Source organism: Magnetococcales bacterium (assembly GCA_015228935.1).
Lineage (GTDB): Bacteria > Pseudomonadota > Magnetococcia > Magnetococcales > DC0425bin3 > HA3dbin3.
Genome location: JADGCO010000093.1, coordinates 1 through 16,412, shown reverse-complemented (window position 1 = coordinate 16,412; position 16,412 = coordinate 1). Strand labels below are relative to the sequence as shown.

10 protein-coding genes are annotated in these 16,412 nt (G+C 58.3%); 8 read left to right on the top strand and 2 right to left on the bottom strand.

All coding sequences use genetic code 11. From position 1 onward, the window contains the following. Window positions 1-97: 97 nt before the first annotated feature. Both HQL65_16885 and HQL65_16880 read left to right on the top strand, forming a co-directional pair. Window positions 98-1,168, top strand: a complete 1,071-nt coding sequence (locus tag HQL65_16885; protein MBF0137909.1) for an efflux RND transporter periplasmic adaptor subunit — start codon at window positions 98-100, stop codon at window positions 1,166-1,168. A gap of 19 nt (window positions 1,169-1,187) precedes the next feature. Beyond that, on the top strand, window positions 1,188-4,271 hold the full coding sequence (locus HQL65_16880; protein ID MBF0137908.1) for an efflux RND transporter permease subunit: 3,084 nt from the start codon (window positions 1,188-1,190) through the stop codon (window positions 4,269-4,271). Window positions 4,272-4,445: 174 nt separating this feature from the next. Here HQL65_16880 and HQL65_16875 read toward each other — a convergent pair whose 3' ends face one another. Beyond that, entirely contained in the window at window positions 4,446-5,879 is a 1,434-nt protein-coding gene (locus tag HQL65_16875) for an FAD-dependent oxidoreductase (protein ID MBF0137907.1), read from the bottom strand. Window positions 5,880-6,029: 150 nt separating this feature from the next. Then, window positions 6,030-6,656: a hypothetical protein gene (locus HQL65_16870; protein MBF0137906.1), complete on the bottom strand. Its 627-nt coding sequence runs from the start codon at window positions 6,654-6,656 to the stop codon at window positions 6,030-6,032. A gap of 779 nt (window positions 6,657-7,435) precedes the next feature. Between HQL65_16870 and HQL65_16865 the strand changes: the two genes are divergently transcribed. The 6 genes from HQL65_16865 (at window position 7,436) to mce (ending at window position 16,003) form a co-directional block, all read left to right on the top strand. Continuing rightward, window positions 7,436-8,551, top strand: coding sequence for a COX15/CtaA family protein (locus HQL65_16865; GenBank protein MBF0137905.1), 1,116 nt, complete (start codon window positions 7,436-7,438; stop codon window positions 8,549-8,551). Between the two features lie 275 nt (window positions 8,552-8,826). Next, the gene (scpA, locus tag HQL65_16860) at window positions 8,827-10,989 is read left to right on the top strand and encodes a methylmalonyl-CoA mutase (GenBank protein MBF0137904.1); all 2,163 of its coding nucleotides are present in this window, start codon (window positions 8,827-8,829) and stop codon (window positions 10,987-10,989) included. After that, window positions 10,989-11,981 carry a methylmalonyl Co-A mutase-associated GTPase MeaB gene (gene meaB / locus HQL65_16855; GenBank protein MBF0137903.1) on the top strand — a complete coding sequence of 331 codons (993 nt, stop codon included), beginning with the start codon at window positions 10,989-10,991 and terminating at the stop codon, window positions 11,979-11,981. The genes scpA and meaB overlap by 1 nt, the downstream gene beginning before the upstream one ends. Before the next feature lie 34 nt (window positions 11,982-12,015). Further along, window positions 12,016-13,560, top strand: coding sequence for an acyl-CoA carboxylase subunit beta (locus tag HQL65_16850; GenBank protein ID MBF0137902.1), 1,545 nt, complete (start codon window positions 12,016-12,018; stop codon window positions 13,558-13,560). 69 nt (window positions 13,561-13,629) lie between these two features. Next, window positions 13,630-15,588 (top strand): acetyl/propionyl/methylcrotonyl-CoA carboxylase subunit alpha, encoded by a 1,959-nt coding sequence (locus HQL65_16845; GenBank protein ID MBF0137901.1) that lies wholly within the window; start codon window positions 13,630-13,632, stop codon window positions 15,586-15,588. Window positions 15,589-15,592: 4 nt separating this feature from the next. Beyond that, the gene (gene mce / locus HQL65_16840; GenBank protein MBF0137900.1) at window positions 15,593-16,003 is read left to right on the top strand and encodes a methylmalonyl-CoA epimerase; all 411 of its coding nucleotides are present in this window, start codon (window positions 15,593-15,595) and stop codon (window positions 16,001-16,003) included. The last annotated feature ends 409 nt before the right edge of the window (window positions 16,004-16,412 follow it).

The following is a 16,412-nucleotide window of genomic DNA, read 5'->3' as shown; positions in this document are numbered from 1 at the left end:
AAGAGGAAGGGCACAGCCCTTCCTCCTGGACCTCCATCCCAGTTTTTCATTCGTTAGACAGTCTCTCAGGAAATGATCCGTCGCAGGAACAAATGCCATGATCAGGTTTTTTCTTTTGTTGCTTGTGCTGCTGCCGGGTCTGCCGGGGTGTCGTTCCGAGGCCCAATCAGACCCTGAACCCATCCGGACGGTGCGTATCCTGACCGTGAAACCACTGGCCCGGGCAGCCATCCGGCATTTGCCTGGCGAGGTGCGGCCCCGGTGGCAATGGCCACTGGCGTTTCAGGTCGGCGGTCGCCTGATCCAGCGCCGTGTGGAGGTCGGTCAGGTGGTGCGTCCTGGCCAGATATTGGCCCGGCTGGATCCAGAAGACCTGGAACTGGCCGCCCGTGCCCGTACTGCCGAAGCGGCAGCAGCCCGCGCCGAACTGGATCTGGCTCGCGTCGCCTTCAAACGGGTGGAAAGCCTGCGGCAGGGAGAAGTGGCTTCCCGCGCCGAATATGATCGTCTGCAAGCCATGGTCGAAACTGCCCGCGCCCGTCTCGCCGCCAGCGAAGCCCTGGCCGATCAGACACGTCATCAGGTGACCTATACCCGACTCTCCTCGGAGGTTGAAGCCGTAGTGACGGCCATCCAGGCGGAAAACGGTCAGGTGGTGACCGCCGGACAACCCATCCTGCATCTGGCCGGGTTGCAGGAAAAAGAGGTTCATGTGGCCGTCCCGGAGGTGTTGTTGCCACGTTTTCGGGAACAACCCGATCTGACGGTGACCCTGGCAGCCTTTCCGGAACGTTCCTGGAAGGGGCAGGTGCGAACCATCGGACCCATGGCCGATGCGCTGACCCGGACTTTTCCGGTCCGGATTGCCTTGCCGAACGATGCCGCTGGCCCGGAACTGGGTTCGAGCGTCAAGATTCTGCTGAACGATCCTCCGCAAACGGCCATCCTGTTGCCGCTGTCGGCCTTGCATACCCGGGATGGTCAGCCGGGAGTCTGGGTGGTGCAGGGGTCCGGTGTGGTGCAGCGCATCGGCATCCAGACCGACGGACTGCGGGAAAATCAGTTGCGGGTGGTGGCCGGGCTTCAGGGAGGGGAGCAGGTGGTGGTGGCCGGTGCCAATCTGGTGCGTGAGGGACAAACGGTGTCAATTGTGGAAGAGATTCGATGAAAACCGTGGAATCCATTCAATGAAAACTCCGGAAGCGGATCGCCTGAATGTTTCGGCCTGGGCGTTGTCGCAGCGTTCCCTGACGCTCTTTTTGATGGCGCTGGTGGCCATGGGAGGAGTTGCAGCCTATTTTCATCTGGGACAGCGGGAGGACCCGGATTTTACTTTTCGCATCATGGTGATCCGCACCTTCTGGCCCGGAGCCACCACGGAACAGGTGGATCGCCAGATCACCGACCGCCTGGAACGCAAACTCCAGGAAGTCCCCTATTACAAGCGGGCCATGAGCCATTCCAAACCGGGAGAGTCCCTGATCATCCTGGAGCTGCTGGATTCATCCCCACCCCGGCAGGTGATGCTTTCCTGGTATCAGGCCCGCAAGAAAGTGGCGGATATCCGCGCCACCCTGCCGCCGGAGGTCCAGGGACCGTTTTTCAATGATGAATTCGGGGATGTGTTTGGTTCAATCCTGGCGTTTACGGCAGAGGGGATGACGCACGCCGAATTGCGCCGCCTTGTGGATGGTGCCCGCCTGGAATTTTTGCGCCTGCCCAACGTGGCCAAGGTGGAACTGGTGGGGGTGCAGGAGGAGCGTATCCATGTGGAAATTTCCCCCCAGCGTCTGGCCACTCTGGGCTTGACCCCGGCGGTTGTCGCCGACACCTTGCATGCCCAGAATGCCATGATTTTTCCCGGATCCCTGGAGACCGGCAGCGAATCCCTGGCGCTGCATGTCTCCGGCCCTCTGAACAGCGTGGAAGAGTTGGAAAATCTTCTCCTGCGGACTGGCGATGAGCTGGTGCGGTTGGGGGATGTGGCCACCATGCGTCGGGGGTATGTGGAGCCGGCAACACCCCGATTGCGGTTTCAGGGACGTGATGCCATTGGTCTGGCCATTTCCATGCAGCCACGTGGCGATGTGCTGCAACTGGGAGCGGATTTGCAACGCACCCTCGCCCGGTTGCGCCTTGAATTGCCTCTCGGCGTCCAGTTGGAACAGGTCTCCGATCAACCCTCGGTGGTCAAATCGGCGGTGAACGAGTTCATGCAATCGTTGCTGGAAGCCGTGTTGATTGTGTTGCTGGTGAGTTTTGTCACTCTGGGCTGGCGTTCCGGGCTGGTGGTGGCCATGACCATTCCGATGGTGCTGGCAGGGGTGTTTCTGGTCATGTATGCCTTGGGGATCGACTTGCATCGCATTTCCACCGGGGCATTGATCATTGCGTTGGGATTGTTGGTGGATGACGCCATGATCGCCGTGGAAATGATGGCCCGCAAAATGGAACAGGGTTGGGATCGCCTGCAAGCGGCATCGTATGCCTATCGTTCCACGGCGTTTCCCATGCTGACGGGGACCTTGATCACCGCCGCCGGATTTTTGCCCATTGCCACGGCCCGTTCCAGCACCGGCGAATACACCTTCGATCTTTTTTCGGTGGTGACCATTGCCCTGCTGGTATCGTGGGTGGCTGCGGTCGTGGTGACACCGCTGGTGGGGGCTGCGTTGTTGCCGTTTTCTGCTCACGCCGGAAAATCCCCTGCCGGGGAATCTGCGGCGGAAGGGGTGTTTAATACCCGGTTTTACCGGGGCTTGCGGGTCGTGACGGAAGCCTGCATGACCCATCGCTTCCTGGTGATTGTCCTGACCCTGGGATTGTTTGTCCTGGGGGGGGTGGGCATGGGAATGACCGAAAAGCAGTTTTTTCCCTCTTCCAACCGGGTGGAATTGATGGTGGATCTGTGGTTGGCGGAGGGGTCGAGTCTGGAAGCCACCGAACAGCAGGCCAAACGCCTGGAAGCCATCCTGGCGCAGAATCGTGATGTGGCAACGTTCGCCACCTATGTCGGCAATGGCTCGCCCCGGTTTTTTCTCTCCCTGGATCAGCAGTTGTATCGCAACAATTTTGCCCAGATCATCGTGTTGACTCGTGATCTGCCCGGTCGTGAACGGGTGGTGGTCCATTTGCGCGAGGTTTTGTCCCGTGATTTTCCCGGCGTGCGGGGGCGGGTGACCCGTGTGCCCCTGGGACCTCCGGTGAGTTATCCGGTGCAATTCCGGGTGCTTGGGGATGATCCGAAACAGCTCAAGCGCCTTGCCGAGGCCGTGGCGGCCATGGTGCGGGGTTCGCCGGTGACCCGTGACACGAATATCGATTGGGGCGACATGACCCCGTCGTTGCATATCGAAGTGGATCAAAACCGGGCACGCGCCCTGGGGGTGACCTCCTCTGCGGTGGCCCGTACCGTGGCTGGCGTGACGCAAGGCCTGCCCCTGACACAGTTTCGCGAGGGAGACCGCCTGATTGATGTGGTGCTGCGGGCACCGGTCGAGGAGCGTCGTTCCCTGGAGGCGATTGCCGGCATCCATGTGCCCACGCTGACGGGGCAATGGGTGCCATTGTCGCAGGTGGCCGAGGTGCAGGTCCGGTTTGAGGAACCGATTTTGTGGCGTTACAACCGCAAGTTGTCCATGACGGTACGGGCCGATGTGGTGGATGGCGTGCAGGCACCGGATGTGACCACGGTTCTGGACGCCCAACTGGCACCGTTGCGGGCACAACTGCCGCCCGGTTATCGCATCGAGGCCGGAGGGGCCTGGGAAGAAAACGTCCACGCCGAGGCCTCCATCCAGGCCGGCATGCCCATGACCGTGGCGGTCATCCTGGTTTTATTGATGGTGCAACTGCGCAATCTGTCGCGCACCCTGATGGTTTTTTTGACGGCTCCTCTGGGAATCGTGGGCGTGGCAGGGGCGTTGTTGCTTTCCGGGCGACCATTCGGCTTTGTCGCCATGCTGGGCACCATCGCCCTGGCCGGCATGATCATGCGCAACACCGTGATCCTGGTGGACCAGATTCGCCAGGATCAGGATGCCGGGTCCATGCCCTGGGAAGCGATTCGGGAATCCACCGTGCGCCGTTTCCGTCCCATCGTGTTGACGGCAGCAGCAGCCATACTCGCCATGATTCCGCTGACTTCCAGCCCGTTGTGGGGACCCATGGCCTTTGCCATCATGGGAGGCCTGCTCGTGGCAACCCTGCTGACCATCCTGTTCGTGCCCGCACTCTATGCGGCATGGTTCCGGGTGAAAAAAAATGGCTGATCCCGCATTCTCTCAGAGGCTGTCCATTAACCCTCGGAAAAAAAATTGGAAAGAAAAATTTTATTGGGGCTCCGCCCCAAACCCCGCCAAGAGGAAGGGCACAGCCCTTCCTCCTGGACCTCCATCCCAGTTTTTCATTATTTTTTTTAAATCAACGAGTTACTAGACAGTCTCTCAGAGCGACGTGAATTTCAGCAAAAATTTGACAATTTTTCTGGTCCGTTCCGAATAGAGAGTGGGGGTGAAAAACGTGCCGGCCACCCCCTTGCTGATTTCGGCCAAGGTGGGATAAGGAAGGATGCTGGAAGCCAGGTCGCCCAGACGCAAATTTTTTTGCATGGCCAGGATCCAGGGAGCCAGCAATTCACCGGCCTGGGGGCCGACAATGCCGACACCCAGAATGCAACCCCGGCGTCCAGTGACCACCTTGATCAGGCCGACTCCACTTTTTTCGGTCCGGGCGCGGTCGTTTTCGGAAAATTGTCTGGTCAGGATGCGTACCGGATGACCTTGTTGGCGGGCCATGGCTTCGGTCAGTCCTACCTGAGCCAATTCCGGGTCCGTATAGGTGACCCGGGGCAGGGTGCGATAATCGACCTTGGCCGGCAGGCGGAACAGGGCATTGCGCAAAACAATACCGGCCTGGTAGCCGGCCACATGGGTAAACAGATGGGGACCGGTGACATCACCCAGGGCATAAATGCGCCGATTGCTGGTGCGCAATCCTGCATCCACGCCAATGCCGTCTGGAGTATGCCGCACACCGGCGGCGTCCAGATTCAACGCTTCCAGATTGGGACAACGACCGGTGGCAACCAGAAGATGTGTTCCGTAAATCTGTTGTTCCGAGCAGGATCCGGTTTGCATGGTCAGGTTGATTTTGGCGTTCGTTTGCTTGATGCGCCGCACCTGGGCACCAGGATAAAAGGTGATCCCTTCCTGGTGCAGGGATTTCTGGAGTACGGCGGTCAATTCGGGATCATCCCGGGACAGAAAAGTCTCCCGTTCCACGACCGTGACCTGGGAACCCAGGCGGTGATGGGCCTGGGCCATTTCCAGGCCGATGGGACCACCACCCAGCACGAGCAGATGGGGCAGGGATTGCCGGTTGGCAAAAATGGATTCATTGGTAAAAAATGGGGTATTGTCGAGGCCTGGAATGGTGGGAATCCGGGGCCGGCTGCCGGTGGCGATCACGAAACGGCGGGCACGGATACGTGTGGTGCCGGCCTCCAGTTCATGGGGGTTGAGAAAGCGTCCCGTGGCCTGGATCACCCGCACGCCAAGACCTGCGAAGCGGGCCACCGAATCGTGCGGCGCAATGGCGGCAATGACCTCATGAACATGGGCATGGACCTGTTCCATGTCGATTGTGGGTGGTGAGGTTGTGATCCCGAAACGGTGGGCCGTGCGAACCGCATGAGCAGCATGGGCAGCGGCCAGCAGGGCCTTGGAAGGGATGCAACCGGTATTCAGGCAATCCCCCCCCATCAGGTGGCGTTCAACGAGAACGGTATTGGCCCCCATCTGGCTGGCTCCGGCTGCCACCGACAAACCACCGGATCCGGCACCAATGACACAAATATCGGCGGTGATCTGTTCCTGCATTCCCGTTTCTCCTGAAAAAATACCTATATGTGTCAATAAGCCTCGCAATTTCTCAAACCCTGGGCCACAAAGATGGGATAGCCAAGGTGAACCTCAACTGGAGAATGAACCTGTCGAGGCAACAGACAAATCTGTGCCCAAGAATATTGATCAGACCGCTTTGTTAAGGGTGTTCAGACTGGCTGCTTCGGAATTTTCCAAGGCATGGATCCTGGACATGCGTGTGTAGGCTTCGATCCAAAAGAAAATCATGGACCATGAAAAGATATTGTAGACGGAATGTCTCTTTTCATAGTTGAGTACACGAAAAGCGTGAACTTTGAAGGGAACGTGCTGGCATTCTGGGAAATGGAACTTATCTTTGAATTTTCCGAAAATAACCTGGTCGGTATTGTTATTTTCTACTGTTGCCCGGTCCAGCACAAAATCGTGCATCAGGTTGAGAGAGGCAGAGAAAGCAAGCATCTCATTGGCGAGATATAAATGGACCCACTCCGGGTCTTTTTGTTCAAAAACAATATCTTTACGTGGAACGAGTGGGGATGCTCCGATAATAGCGCCCTGGAAACAGGAGACCACTTTATGTCTGTCAAGAAGCTGATCGGCTCCATCACGCAAAAATTTTTTGGCAGCAGATCGATTCTCTTTGTAAATTGCAAAAATACCTTCCCGTTTGGCCAGATCAAATTCAATTTTTCCTCCAGCCTCTTCTATGATGACACCAATGGTAGGTACGCATATGTTATTCCAGATTTGTAAAAATTTTTCTTCATTCATCTGCGGGTTCCCTGCAAAAAAACCAGACAGGCCGTTTATGCAAAGCGAAATTCATTCAGGATCAACAAGAGTGAAAAATCCGGATTCTACGAAATTCCCAACTTTTTTCTATTCTCTGCCAGGGATTCGTCTGTATATTCCCACTGGTCAACGAACGGGGAACGACAAGTAACTTGTTCTATAGGAATATCTGAGTTGTCAAATTTCATATATTCATCAAACTCTGTGGGAGTCATTCTTTGATGCAATTCCTTACAATACCCTGGAAGATCCGCCAAAGTCGGTTTACCTTTTCGAGCTGGCATTGTTTTTCCCATTCATTGATTGCAGGTGGTTGTACTTGAATGTGTTTACAGTCCAGACTTCTGAACAGATTTCCATCCGGGAAGTCGCCTGATGGTAACCATAAAATTATATTTGTCAATCTCCTGCGGGAAATTTTTTGCTGAATCTTCAGTGAAAACAAAGGAGGATAATTTATTGGATGCGGGCCGGACACGCTGGAAATCAGCTTCTGCCCCATTTCAGAACCTGACCCTTCCTTCTCGTATCATTCTGTCATAAACCGTTTCTGGAGGGGGAGAATCTGGTGAATAGACCTGCACACCGGTCATGTCTTCCTTGTCATACACCCTTTTCCTTGACAAACCCTGGGCAGGTATTGCCGCCGATCTGGCGGTTTCGGCCACCGATTTCGCTGAAGATGAAAATGAGAGGTTCACCCATTAAAATCGCCCGCCGATGCAGACCCGGTCTTGCGGAAGAGATGATTCTCCATTATGGTGCCGGGTGGTCCTGCTGACGATCCAAAGGGAGAGGGACGTTTGGAAGGAAAACATCGCCGACAAATTGCCTTTTGGCTGTACGCCTGTTGCGTCATGGTTCTGGCCATGGTGGTGATTGGTGGCGCGACCCGCCTGACCGGTTCGGGCCTCTCCATCGTGAACTGGGAACCCATCCGCCGCTGGCTGCCGCCTACCTCGACCGCCGAATGGCAGGCCATGTTCGACCTGTATCGGACATCCCCCGAATATCTCAAGATTCATGTGACCACCATGAATCTGGAAGGGTTCAAAGGTATTTTCTGGCTGGAGTACATTCACCGCCTGCTGGGACGCATCACCGGCATCGTGTTCCTGGTGCCGTTTCTTTTTTTCCTGGGAACCCGCCGGATTACCGCCACACTCATTGCACCCCTGACCGGTATTTTTTTGCTGGGAGGGGCACAGGGGGTGCTGGGGTGGTATATGGTCAAAAGCGGTCTGGTCAACGATCCCAGCGTCAGCCAATACCGCCTGACGGCCCACCTCATGATGGCGTTTTTGATTTTTGCCGTCATGTTCTGGCTGGCCCTGAACCTCCATCCGGGCCGGGAGATGACGGCAACCCCGGCAAGTCGCGGTCTGCGCCGCTTTTCCTGGCTGATTGCCGGTCTGACTGGTCTGACGGCAGCCTCGGGCGGCTTCGTGGCCGGACTCAAGGCCGGGCATGCCTACAATACGTTCCCCCTCATGGATGGCCACTGGATCCCACCCGAATATGGGCACCTCACGCCAGCCATTCGCAATCTGTTTGAAAACATTGCTGCGGTCCAATGGAACCATCGGGCGCTGGCCATGCTGACCCTGGTGAGCGTGCTGGTATTTCGCCTGGTCGCCCGCCACCAGACCTTGCCCGATCGTACCCGTATGGGTATGAACCTGATGGCAGGCATGGCCCTGGGTCAGGTCGCCATGGGCATCGCCACCTTGCTGCTGGAGGTGCCGGTCCCCCTGGCCACCGCCCACCAGGGAGGTGCCCTGCTTCTGCTGACAGCGACCCTGTTTGTCACCCACCAACTCCAAGCTCCGGTTCCGGCCCAAGCCCGGTCAACACCTGTGAGCCAGGTTGCCTGAACCATGATCGCCATCCATCAACCCCATGTCCGGCCCCAACCCGCAAAAGGTCATCACTCGGAAACCAGGTCACCCGCTGCCATGACTCAGAAGCACGACCAGGAAATACAAAAGACGACGACCCGCCAACCACTCCATGCGGATCATCCGGAAATCCCTGGCAACAGGGACGCAGGGTCGGTATACCCTGCAAGCTTCCTGGCGTGAGGGGGGACCAGAAGCGTAAACTGTACTCAAAAATCTGGAACACTTTCAGAAAAGGGGAACAAAATCCAATGACCGCATCGAAAAAGCAGGCAGATGCCTACGAGGCCTGGCGTAAATCCGCAGAAAAAGCCATGAAAGGCAAGCCCGTCTCCTCCCTGGAATGGAAAACTCCGGAAGGGATGGTGGTGCGGCCCCTGTACACGGCAGCCGATCTGGAAGGGATGTCCGATCTGGACCCGGCTCCCGGTCTGGAACCCTTCATCCGCGGCCCCTATCCCACCATGTACACCGGCCGCCCCTGGACCATCCGCCAATACGCCGGGTTTTCCACCGCCGAGGCCTCGAATGCCTTCTATCGCCGCGCCCTCGCCGCCGGCGGCCAGGGGGTCTCGGTCGCCTTCGACCTGGCCACCCACCGGGGCTACGACTCCGATCACCCCCGGGTGCGCGGTGATGTCGGCAAGGCCGGCGTGGCCGTGGACTCGGTCGAAGACATGAAAATCCTCTTCGACAGCATCCCCCTCGGCGAAATTTCCGTCTCCATGACCATGAACGGAGCCGTGCTGCCCATCCTCGCCGGTTACGTCGTCGCCGCCGAAGAGCAGGGCGTGGCCCAAAAAGATTTGAGCGGCACCATCCAGAACGACATTCTCAAAGAGTTCATGGTCCGCAACACCTACATCTATCCCCCCTCCCCCTCCATGCGCATCGTCGGGGACATCATTCAATACACCTCCCAGCACATGCCGCGCTTCAACTCCATCTCCATTTCCGGATATCACCTCCAGGAAGCGGGAGCCAATGCGGTGCTGGAACTGGCGTACACCCTCGCCAACGGCAAGGCCTACATCCAGACCGCCGTGGACCGGGGCCAGGAAGTGGACAGCTTCGCCGGTCGCCTCTCCTTCTTCTTTGGCATCGGCATGAATTTCTACCTGGAGATTGCCAAGCTGCGCGCCGCCCGCCTGCTGTGGGCACGCATCGTCAGCCAGTTCAATCCCAAAGACTACCGCTCGAAAATTCTGCGCACCCACTGCCAGACCTCGGGCTGGTCGCTCACCTCCCAGGACCCCTACAACAACATCATCCGCACCACCATCGAGGCCATGGCTGCCGTGTTCGGCGGGACCCAGTCCCTCCATACGAATGCCCTGGATGAAGCCATTGCCCTCCCCTCGGAATTCTCCTCCCGTATCGCCCGGAATACCCAGGTGATCATCCAGGAAGAGACCCACATCTGCAATGTGGCCGACCCCTGGGGCGGCTCCTACATGATGGAAAAACTCACCCGCGAACTCGCTGATGATGCCTGGAAAATCATCGAAGAGATCGAAAAGATGGGTGGCATGGTGAAGGCCATCGAAACCGGTCTGCCCAACCGCCGCATCGAAGAGTCCGCCGCCGGCAAACAGGCCCGCATCGACCGCGGTCTGGATACCATCGTCGGCGTCAACAAATACCGCCCGGCCACCGTCGAAAAAGTCGATGTCCTCAAGGTCGATAACGCCGCAGTCCGGCAATCCCAGATCCAGCGACTGGAAAGCATCCGGAAAACCCGGAACGAAAAGGATGTCCAGGCCGCCCTGGAAGCCATCACCAACGCCGCCCACGACAACACCGGCAACCTGCTGGACCTGGCCATCAAGGCCACCCGCCTCCGGGCCACCGTGGGCGAAATTTCCATGGCCCTGGAAAAAATCTACGGTCGCCACCGCGCCGAAACCCACGCCGTCACCGGCGTCTATGGCAAGGTGTGGGAAGCCAATCCCCAGTGGGATGAACTGACCGGCAAGGTCCGGGCATTTGCCGACAAGAATGGCCGGCGGCCCCGCATGCTCGTCGTCAAAATGGGTCAGGATGGCCATGACCGCGGTGCCAAAGTGATCGCCTCGGCCTTCGCCGACCTGGGCTTTGACGTGGACCTCGGTCCCCTGTTCCAGACCCCGGAGGAGGCCGCCGCCCAGGCCATCGAAAACGATGTCCATGTGGTCGGTGTCTCGTCGCTGGCCGGTGCCCATGAAACCCTGGTCCCCGAACTGATCAACCTGCTGCGGGCCAAAGGTGCCGGCGAAATCGTCGTCGTCGTCGGTGGTGTCATTCCCGAACAAGACTACCCGGCCCTGTTCAATGCCGGCGTGGCCGCCGTGTTCGGCCCGGGAACCTCCATCGTCGTTGCCGCCGGCAAGGTCATCGAAACCATCGAAGGCCGCTCCGGAGGCACCAAAGCGTGATGACTGGATATTCCCCCGAATATCTCGTTCAGGGAGTGCGGGGCGGAGATCGTCGGCTGCTCGCCAAGACGATCACCCTCGTGGAGAGTACACGTCTCGTCGATAACGAACGTGCGGCTGCCGTCCTCTCCGCCCTGCAACCCCATACCGGTGGTGCCCACCGCATCGGCATCACCGGCCCCCCTGGCGTTGGCAAAAGTACCTTCATCGAAACCCTCGGCATGCATCTGATCAGCCGGGGAAAACGCCTGGCGGTTCTCGCCGTGGATCCTTCCTCCAGTCGGTCTGGAGGAAGCCTCCTGGGGGACAAGACCCGCATGACGCAACTCTCCACCCACCCGGATGCCTTCATCCGGCCCAGCCCGGCAGGCGATACCCTGGGTGGCGTGGCCCGCAAAACCCGCGAATCCATCCTGATTCTGGAAGCCGCCGGCTTCGACACCATCATTGTGGAGACCGTCGGGGTCGGCCAGAGCGAAACCGCCGTGGCCAGCATGGTGGATTGTTTTGTCCTCCTGGCCCTGCCCAACGCCGGAGACGACCTCCAGGGCATCAAGCGCGGCATCATGGAGTTGGCCGACATTCTGGTGGTCAACAAGGCCGACGGCTCCATGCAGGAGACCGCCCAATCCGCCGCCAGTCTGCTGCGCCAGGCCCTGACCCTGCAACATCCCACTTCCCCGGATTGGCTTCCTCCGGTTCTTCTGGCCAGTGCCGCCAAGAGTATCGGTATGGCCGAATTCATCACCACCCTGGAGGCGTTTCGCTCCGCCATGACCGCCTCTGGGGAAATGGAACGCAAGCGTCGGCGTCAGGCCCGCCATTGGATGTGGGAACTCATCGAAGACGGCCTCAAACGACGCTTCACCAATCACCTCCAGGTGCGCCAACTGTTGCCAGACCTGGAAGAAACGGTCATCCGGGGCCATATGACCCCCATGGCCGCTGCGGACCAACTTCTCTCCGCCTACACCGGAAAACATACGGCCTGAGGCAAACCCCTTTCCAAACGAAACGGTACATGAGATGGAAAACATCCTCGAAAAAATGGAACGGCTGCGGCAAGAAGCCCGCATGGGTGGCGGCCAAAAAAGGGTGGATGGCCAACACGCACGCGGCAAACTGACCGCCCGGGAACGCATCGATGTCCTGATGGATCCAGGCAGTTTTGAAGAGCTGGACATGTTCGTGGCCCACCGCTGCATCGATTTTGGCATGGCCGACAAGAAAACCTCCGGCGACGGTGTCGTCACCGGCCATGGCACCATATTCGGTCGCCAGGTTTTCGTCTTCTCCCAGGATTTTACCGTCTTCGGTGGAACCCTGTCGGAAACCAATGCCATGAAAATATGCAAAATCATGGATATGGCCATGAAAATGGGGGCACCGGTCATCGGCATCAACGACTCCGGCGGTGCCCGCATCCAGGAAGGGGTGGCCTCCCTGGCCGGCTATGCCGAGGTGTTTCAACGCAACGTCCTGGCCTCCGGTGTGGTGCCCCAAATCTCAGCCATCCTCGGTCCCTGCGCCGGAGGTGCCGTCTACTCCCCGGCCATGACCGACTTCATCATGATGGTCAAAGACAACTCCTACATGTTCGTCACCGGCCCGGATGTGGTCAAAACCGTCACCCACGAAGAGGTGACCTTCGAAGAGCTGGGCGGGGCCACAACCCACTTCACCCGCTCGGGGGTGGCCGACTTTGCCTTCGACCATGAAATGGCCCTGTTGCGCCAACTGCGACGCCTGCTCACCTTCCTGCCCGGCAACAATCGCGAACCCACCCCGGTCATTCCCAACAGCGATGATCCGGAGCGCATGGAACCCTCCCTGGACTATCTGGTTCCGGATGATCCCAACCGCCCCTACGACATGCATGAATTGATCGAAAAGGTGGTGGACAACGGCGACTTCATGGAAGTCCGGGCCGGTTATGCCCGCAACATCATCGTCGGTTTTGCCCGCCTGGAAGGTCAGACGGTCGGCATCGTGGCCAATCAACCCATGGTCCTGGCCGGCTGTCTCGACATCAACTCGTCGGTCAAGGCTGCCCGTTTCGTCCGCTTCTGCGACTGTTTCAACATACCCATCATCACCTTCGTGGATGTCCCGGGCTTCCTGCCCGGCGTCCAGCAGGAACTGGGCGGCATCATCCGCCACGGTGCCAAACTCCTTTACGCCTATGCCGAAGCCACCGTACCCAAAGTCACCCTGATCACCCGCAAAGCCTACGGTGGTGCCTACGACGTGATGTCCTCCAAACATTTGCGGGGTGACTTCAACTACGCCTGGCCCAACGCCGAAATCGCCGTCATGGGGGCCAAGGGAGCCTCGGAAATCATCTTCCGCAACGAAATTCGCGCCGCCGCCAATCCGGCAGAAGTCCTCAAACAAAAAACCGCCGAATACGCCAACACCTTTGCCAACCCCTTTGTCGCGGCGGAAAAAGGGTTTATCGACGATATCATCATGCCCCGCAACACCCGCACCAATATCGTCCGTGCCCTGCGGTTTCTCAAAAACAAACGGCTGGAAAATCCCTGGAGAAAGCATGGCAACATTCCTCTCTGACCTACAGCGTTCTCCACAGCCTGCCGTCCCATTTTCCAGTCGTCCTCTCCGGGAAGGGGTATTTTGGACATGAAAAAAATCCTCATCGCCAACCGGGGCGAAATCGCCTGCCGGGTCATACGCACCGCCCGCAAAATGGGCATTGCCACCGTGGCGGTCTATTCCGACGCCGACCGCCGTGCCCTGCATGTCAGCATGGCCGACGAGGCCGTCCATATTGGTCCGCCATCCAGCAGTGAATCCTATCTGGTGGCCGAAAAAATTCTCGACGCCATTGCCAAGACCGGAGCCGATGCCGTGCATCCCGGCTACGGCTTTCTCTCCGAAAATGCCGGCTTCTGCCGTGCCTTGCAGGAACGCAATGTCACCTTCATCGGCCCGGATGTGCCCGCCCTCCTGGCCATGGGCGACAAGATTGCCTCCAAGGAACTGGCCAAAAAATCCGGGGTCAACACCATCCCCGGCTGCCAGGATGTGATCAAGACCGCCGAGCAGGCCATCGAGGTCTCCCGTCAGGTGGGTTACCCGGTCATGATCAAGGCTTCGGCGGGGGGCGGCGGCAAGGGAATGCGGGTGGCCTACAACGACAAGGAGGCCGCCGAAGGGTGGGAACTGGCCTGCAACGAAGGCCGCTCCTACTTCAAGGATGATCGCGTCTTCATCGAAAAATTCATCGAAAATCCCCATCACATCGAAATCCAGATCCTGGCCGACCGCCATGGCAACACCCTCTACCTCAACGAGCGGGAGTGTTCCATCCAGCGGCGCAATCAGAAGGTGATCGAAGAGGCACCCTCCCCCTTCCTGGATCCGGCAACCCGGCGCGCCATGGGCGAACAGGCCGTGCAGCTCGCCCGGGCCTGCAACTATGTCTCTGCCGGCACCGTGGAGTTTGTCGTCGGGGCCGACAAGCAGTTTTACTTCCTCGAAATGAATACCCGCCTCCAGGTGGAACACCCCATCACGGAAAAAATCACCGGTCTGGACCTGGTGGAACAGATGATCCGGGTGGCCCGTGGCGAAAAGCTCTCCTTTACCCAGGAAGAGGTCAAACTCAACGGCTGGGCCATGGAGTGCCGCATCTATGCCGAGGATCCCTATCGCAACAACCTCCCGTCGGTCGGGCGTCTGGTCTATTTCCGCCCGCCGGCTGAGACACCGCATGTCCGCCTGGACACGGGGGTTTTCGAGGGGGGTGAGGTTTCCATCTACTACGATCCCATGATTGCCAAGCTGGTCACCTGGGGCGAGGATCGTCACGAAGCGATCAAGTACATGCGCTTTGCCCTCGACAATTTCATGATCCGAGGACCGGCCCACAACATTGACTTCCTCAACGCCATCATGCGCCACAAGCGCTTCGTGGCGGGAAATCTCTCCACCAACTTCATTGCCAAGGAGTTTCCCGAGGGATTCAAGGGGGTTCCCCTGGAAGGGGACGAAAAGCGGCTGTTCGCAGCGGCGGCAGCCTGTCTGCAACAGGATTACAACTCCCTGTTGAAGCACATTCCACCCAAGCAGGAGCTGGTCGTCACCATCAACGAGGAAGACATTCCCCTGACCATTCACCGCCGGCCCGGGATCAACATTGTCGAATTTTCGCCCGAGATGGTCATGGAAATTGCCGATTCCCATCGTCCCGGGATCGACATGGCCACGTTCCATGCCTGTGAAGAGTCCCACACGTTCCAATTCAAGCGGCTGGTCGAAGGATTCCATCTGACGAAGAGCGGCATTCGTGCCACTGCCATCATCCGGACCCCTTTCCACAATCAGCTCGCCAAGTTCATGCCGATCAAGGAGTCCACGGCCAGTGCCAAGATGATCCTGTCGCCCATGCCGGGTCTGGTGCTGCGCATTTTGACTTCGGTGGGTGCCGAAGTGGATGCCGGCGAGGCGCTCCTGGTCCTGGAAGCCATGAAGATGGAAAACATCATTCGGCCCGAAGTCAAAGGTAAAATCAAGAAAATATTCATTGAACCCGGGGATACTGTAGAAGCCGATGCCCCCCTGATCGAACTGGAGTGAAATCATGATCGGACGTGTCAATCATATCGCCATCGCCGTTCCCGACCTGGAAAAGGGTGTCGCCACCTATCGGGATATTCTGGGTGCCAAAGTGAGCGCCCCCAAGGATGTTCCGGCGCATGGGGTCACCGTAGTCTTTGTGCATCTGCCCAACACAGTGGTGGAGTTGTTGCATCCCCTGGGCGAAAAAAGCCCCATTGCCGGCTTCCTGGAAAAAAATCCGGGGGGGGGCCTGCACCATGTCTGCTATGAAGTAACGGACATCAAGGCCGCTGTGGACAAGCTCGTCGCCTCGGGTGCCCGGGTGCTGAACAAGGATCCCAAGATCGGTGCCCACGGCAACCCGGTCGTCTTCCTGCACCCCAAGGATTTCAATGGTGTGCTGGTCGAACTGGAACAACCCCCGCAATCATAGTCACTTCCCCTTCCCCACCGCCCCGGACCCTCTCCGGGGCGGTTTTTCCTTGCACAGAAAAACTCCATGATCGATCCGGAAATAATTCGGTCATATCTCGATTTTCTCGTCATCAAACCCCAGGTCAAAGATCGACTCAGGTAAATGACGCACTTGCGGCAGGTATTACGACCATTACGTATCCCCGTGGATATACTGGTTTATTCCACAGAGGAGGTGGTTGCAAGGGAAGGTTTGCCCTACGGGATCATCCACTGGGCCTTGCGTGAAGGGGTGACGATTCATGACACCCTGGAGTGATGCACGGCAAATGTTGAAGTTGTATTGCGTCAGGTCAACGCTGGACACCACCCGAAAATATGCCTTGACAATGCGGGGGGGGGGGGGGGGGAGTCACATTTAAAATAAG

Coding starts and splice junctions, on each gene's coding strand:
- HQL65_16850 (MBF0137902.1), top strand. CDS start 12,016: ATGGAAAACATCCTCGAAAAAATGGAACGGCTGCGGCAAGAAGCCCGC.
- HQL65_16865 (MBF0137905.1), top strand. CDS start 7,436: ATGGTGCCGGGTGGTCCTGCTGACGATCCAAAGGGAGAGGGACGTTTG.
- HQL65_16880 (MBF0137908.1), top strand. CDS start 1,188: ATGAAAACTCCGGAAGCGGATCGCCTGAATGTTTCGGCCTGGGCGTTG.
- mce (MBF0137900.1), top strand. CDS start 15,593: ATGATCGGACGTGTCAATCATATCGCCATCGCCGTTCCCGACCTGGAA.
- HQL65_16885 (MBF0137909.1), top strand. CDS start 98: ATGATCAGGTTTTTTCTTTTGTTGCTTGTGCTGCTGCCGGGTCTGCCG.
- HQL65_16845 (MBF0137901.1), top strand. CDS start 13,630: ATGAAAAAAATCCTCATCGCCAACCGGGGCGAAATCGCCTGCCGGGTC.
- meaB (MBF0137903.1), top strand. CDS start 10,989: ATGACTGGATATTCCCCCGAATATCTCGTTCAGGGAGTGCGGGGCGGA.
- scpA (MBF0137904.1), top strand. CDS start 8,827: ATGACCGCATCGAAAAAGCAGGCAGATGCCTACGAGGCCTGGCGTAAA.
- HQL65_16870 (MBF0137906.1), bottom strand. CDS start 6,656: ATGAATGAAGAAAAATTTTTACAAATCTGGAATAACATATGCGTACCT.
- HQL65_16875 (MBF0137907.1), bottom strand. CDS start 5,879: ATGCAGGAACAGATCACCGCCGATATTTGTGTCATTGGTGCCGGATCC.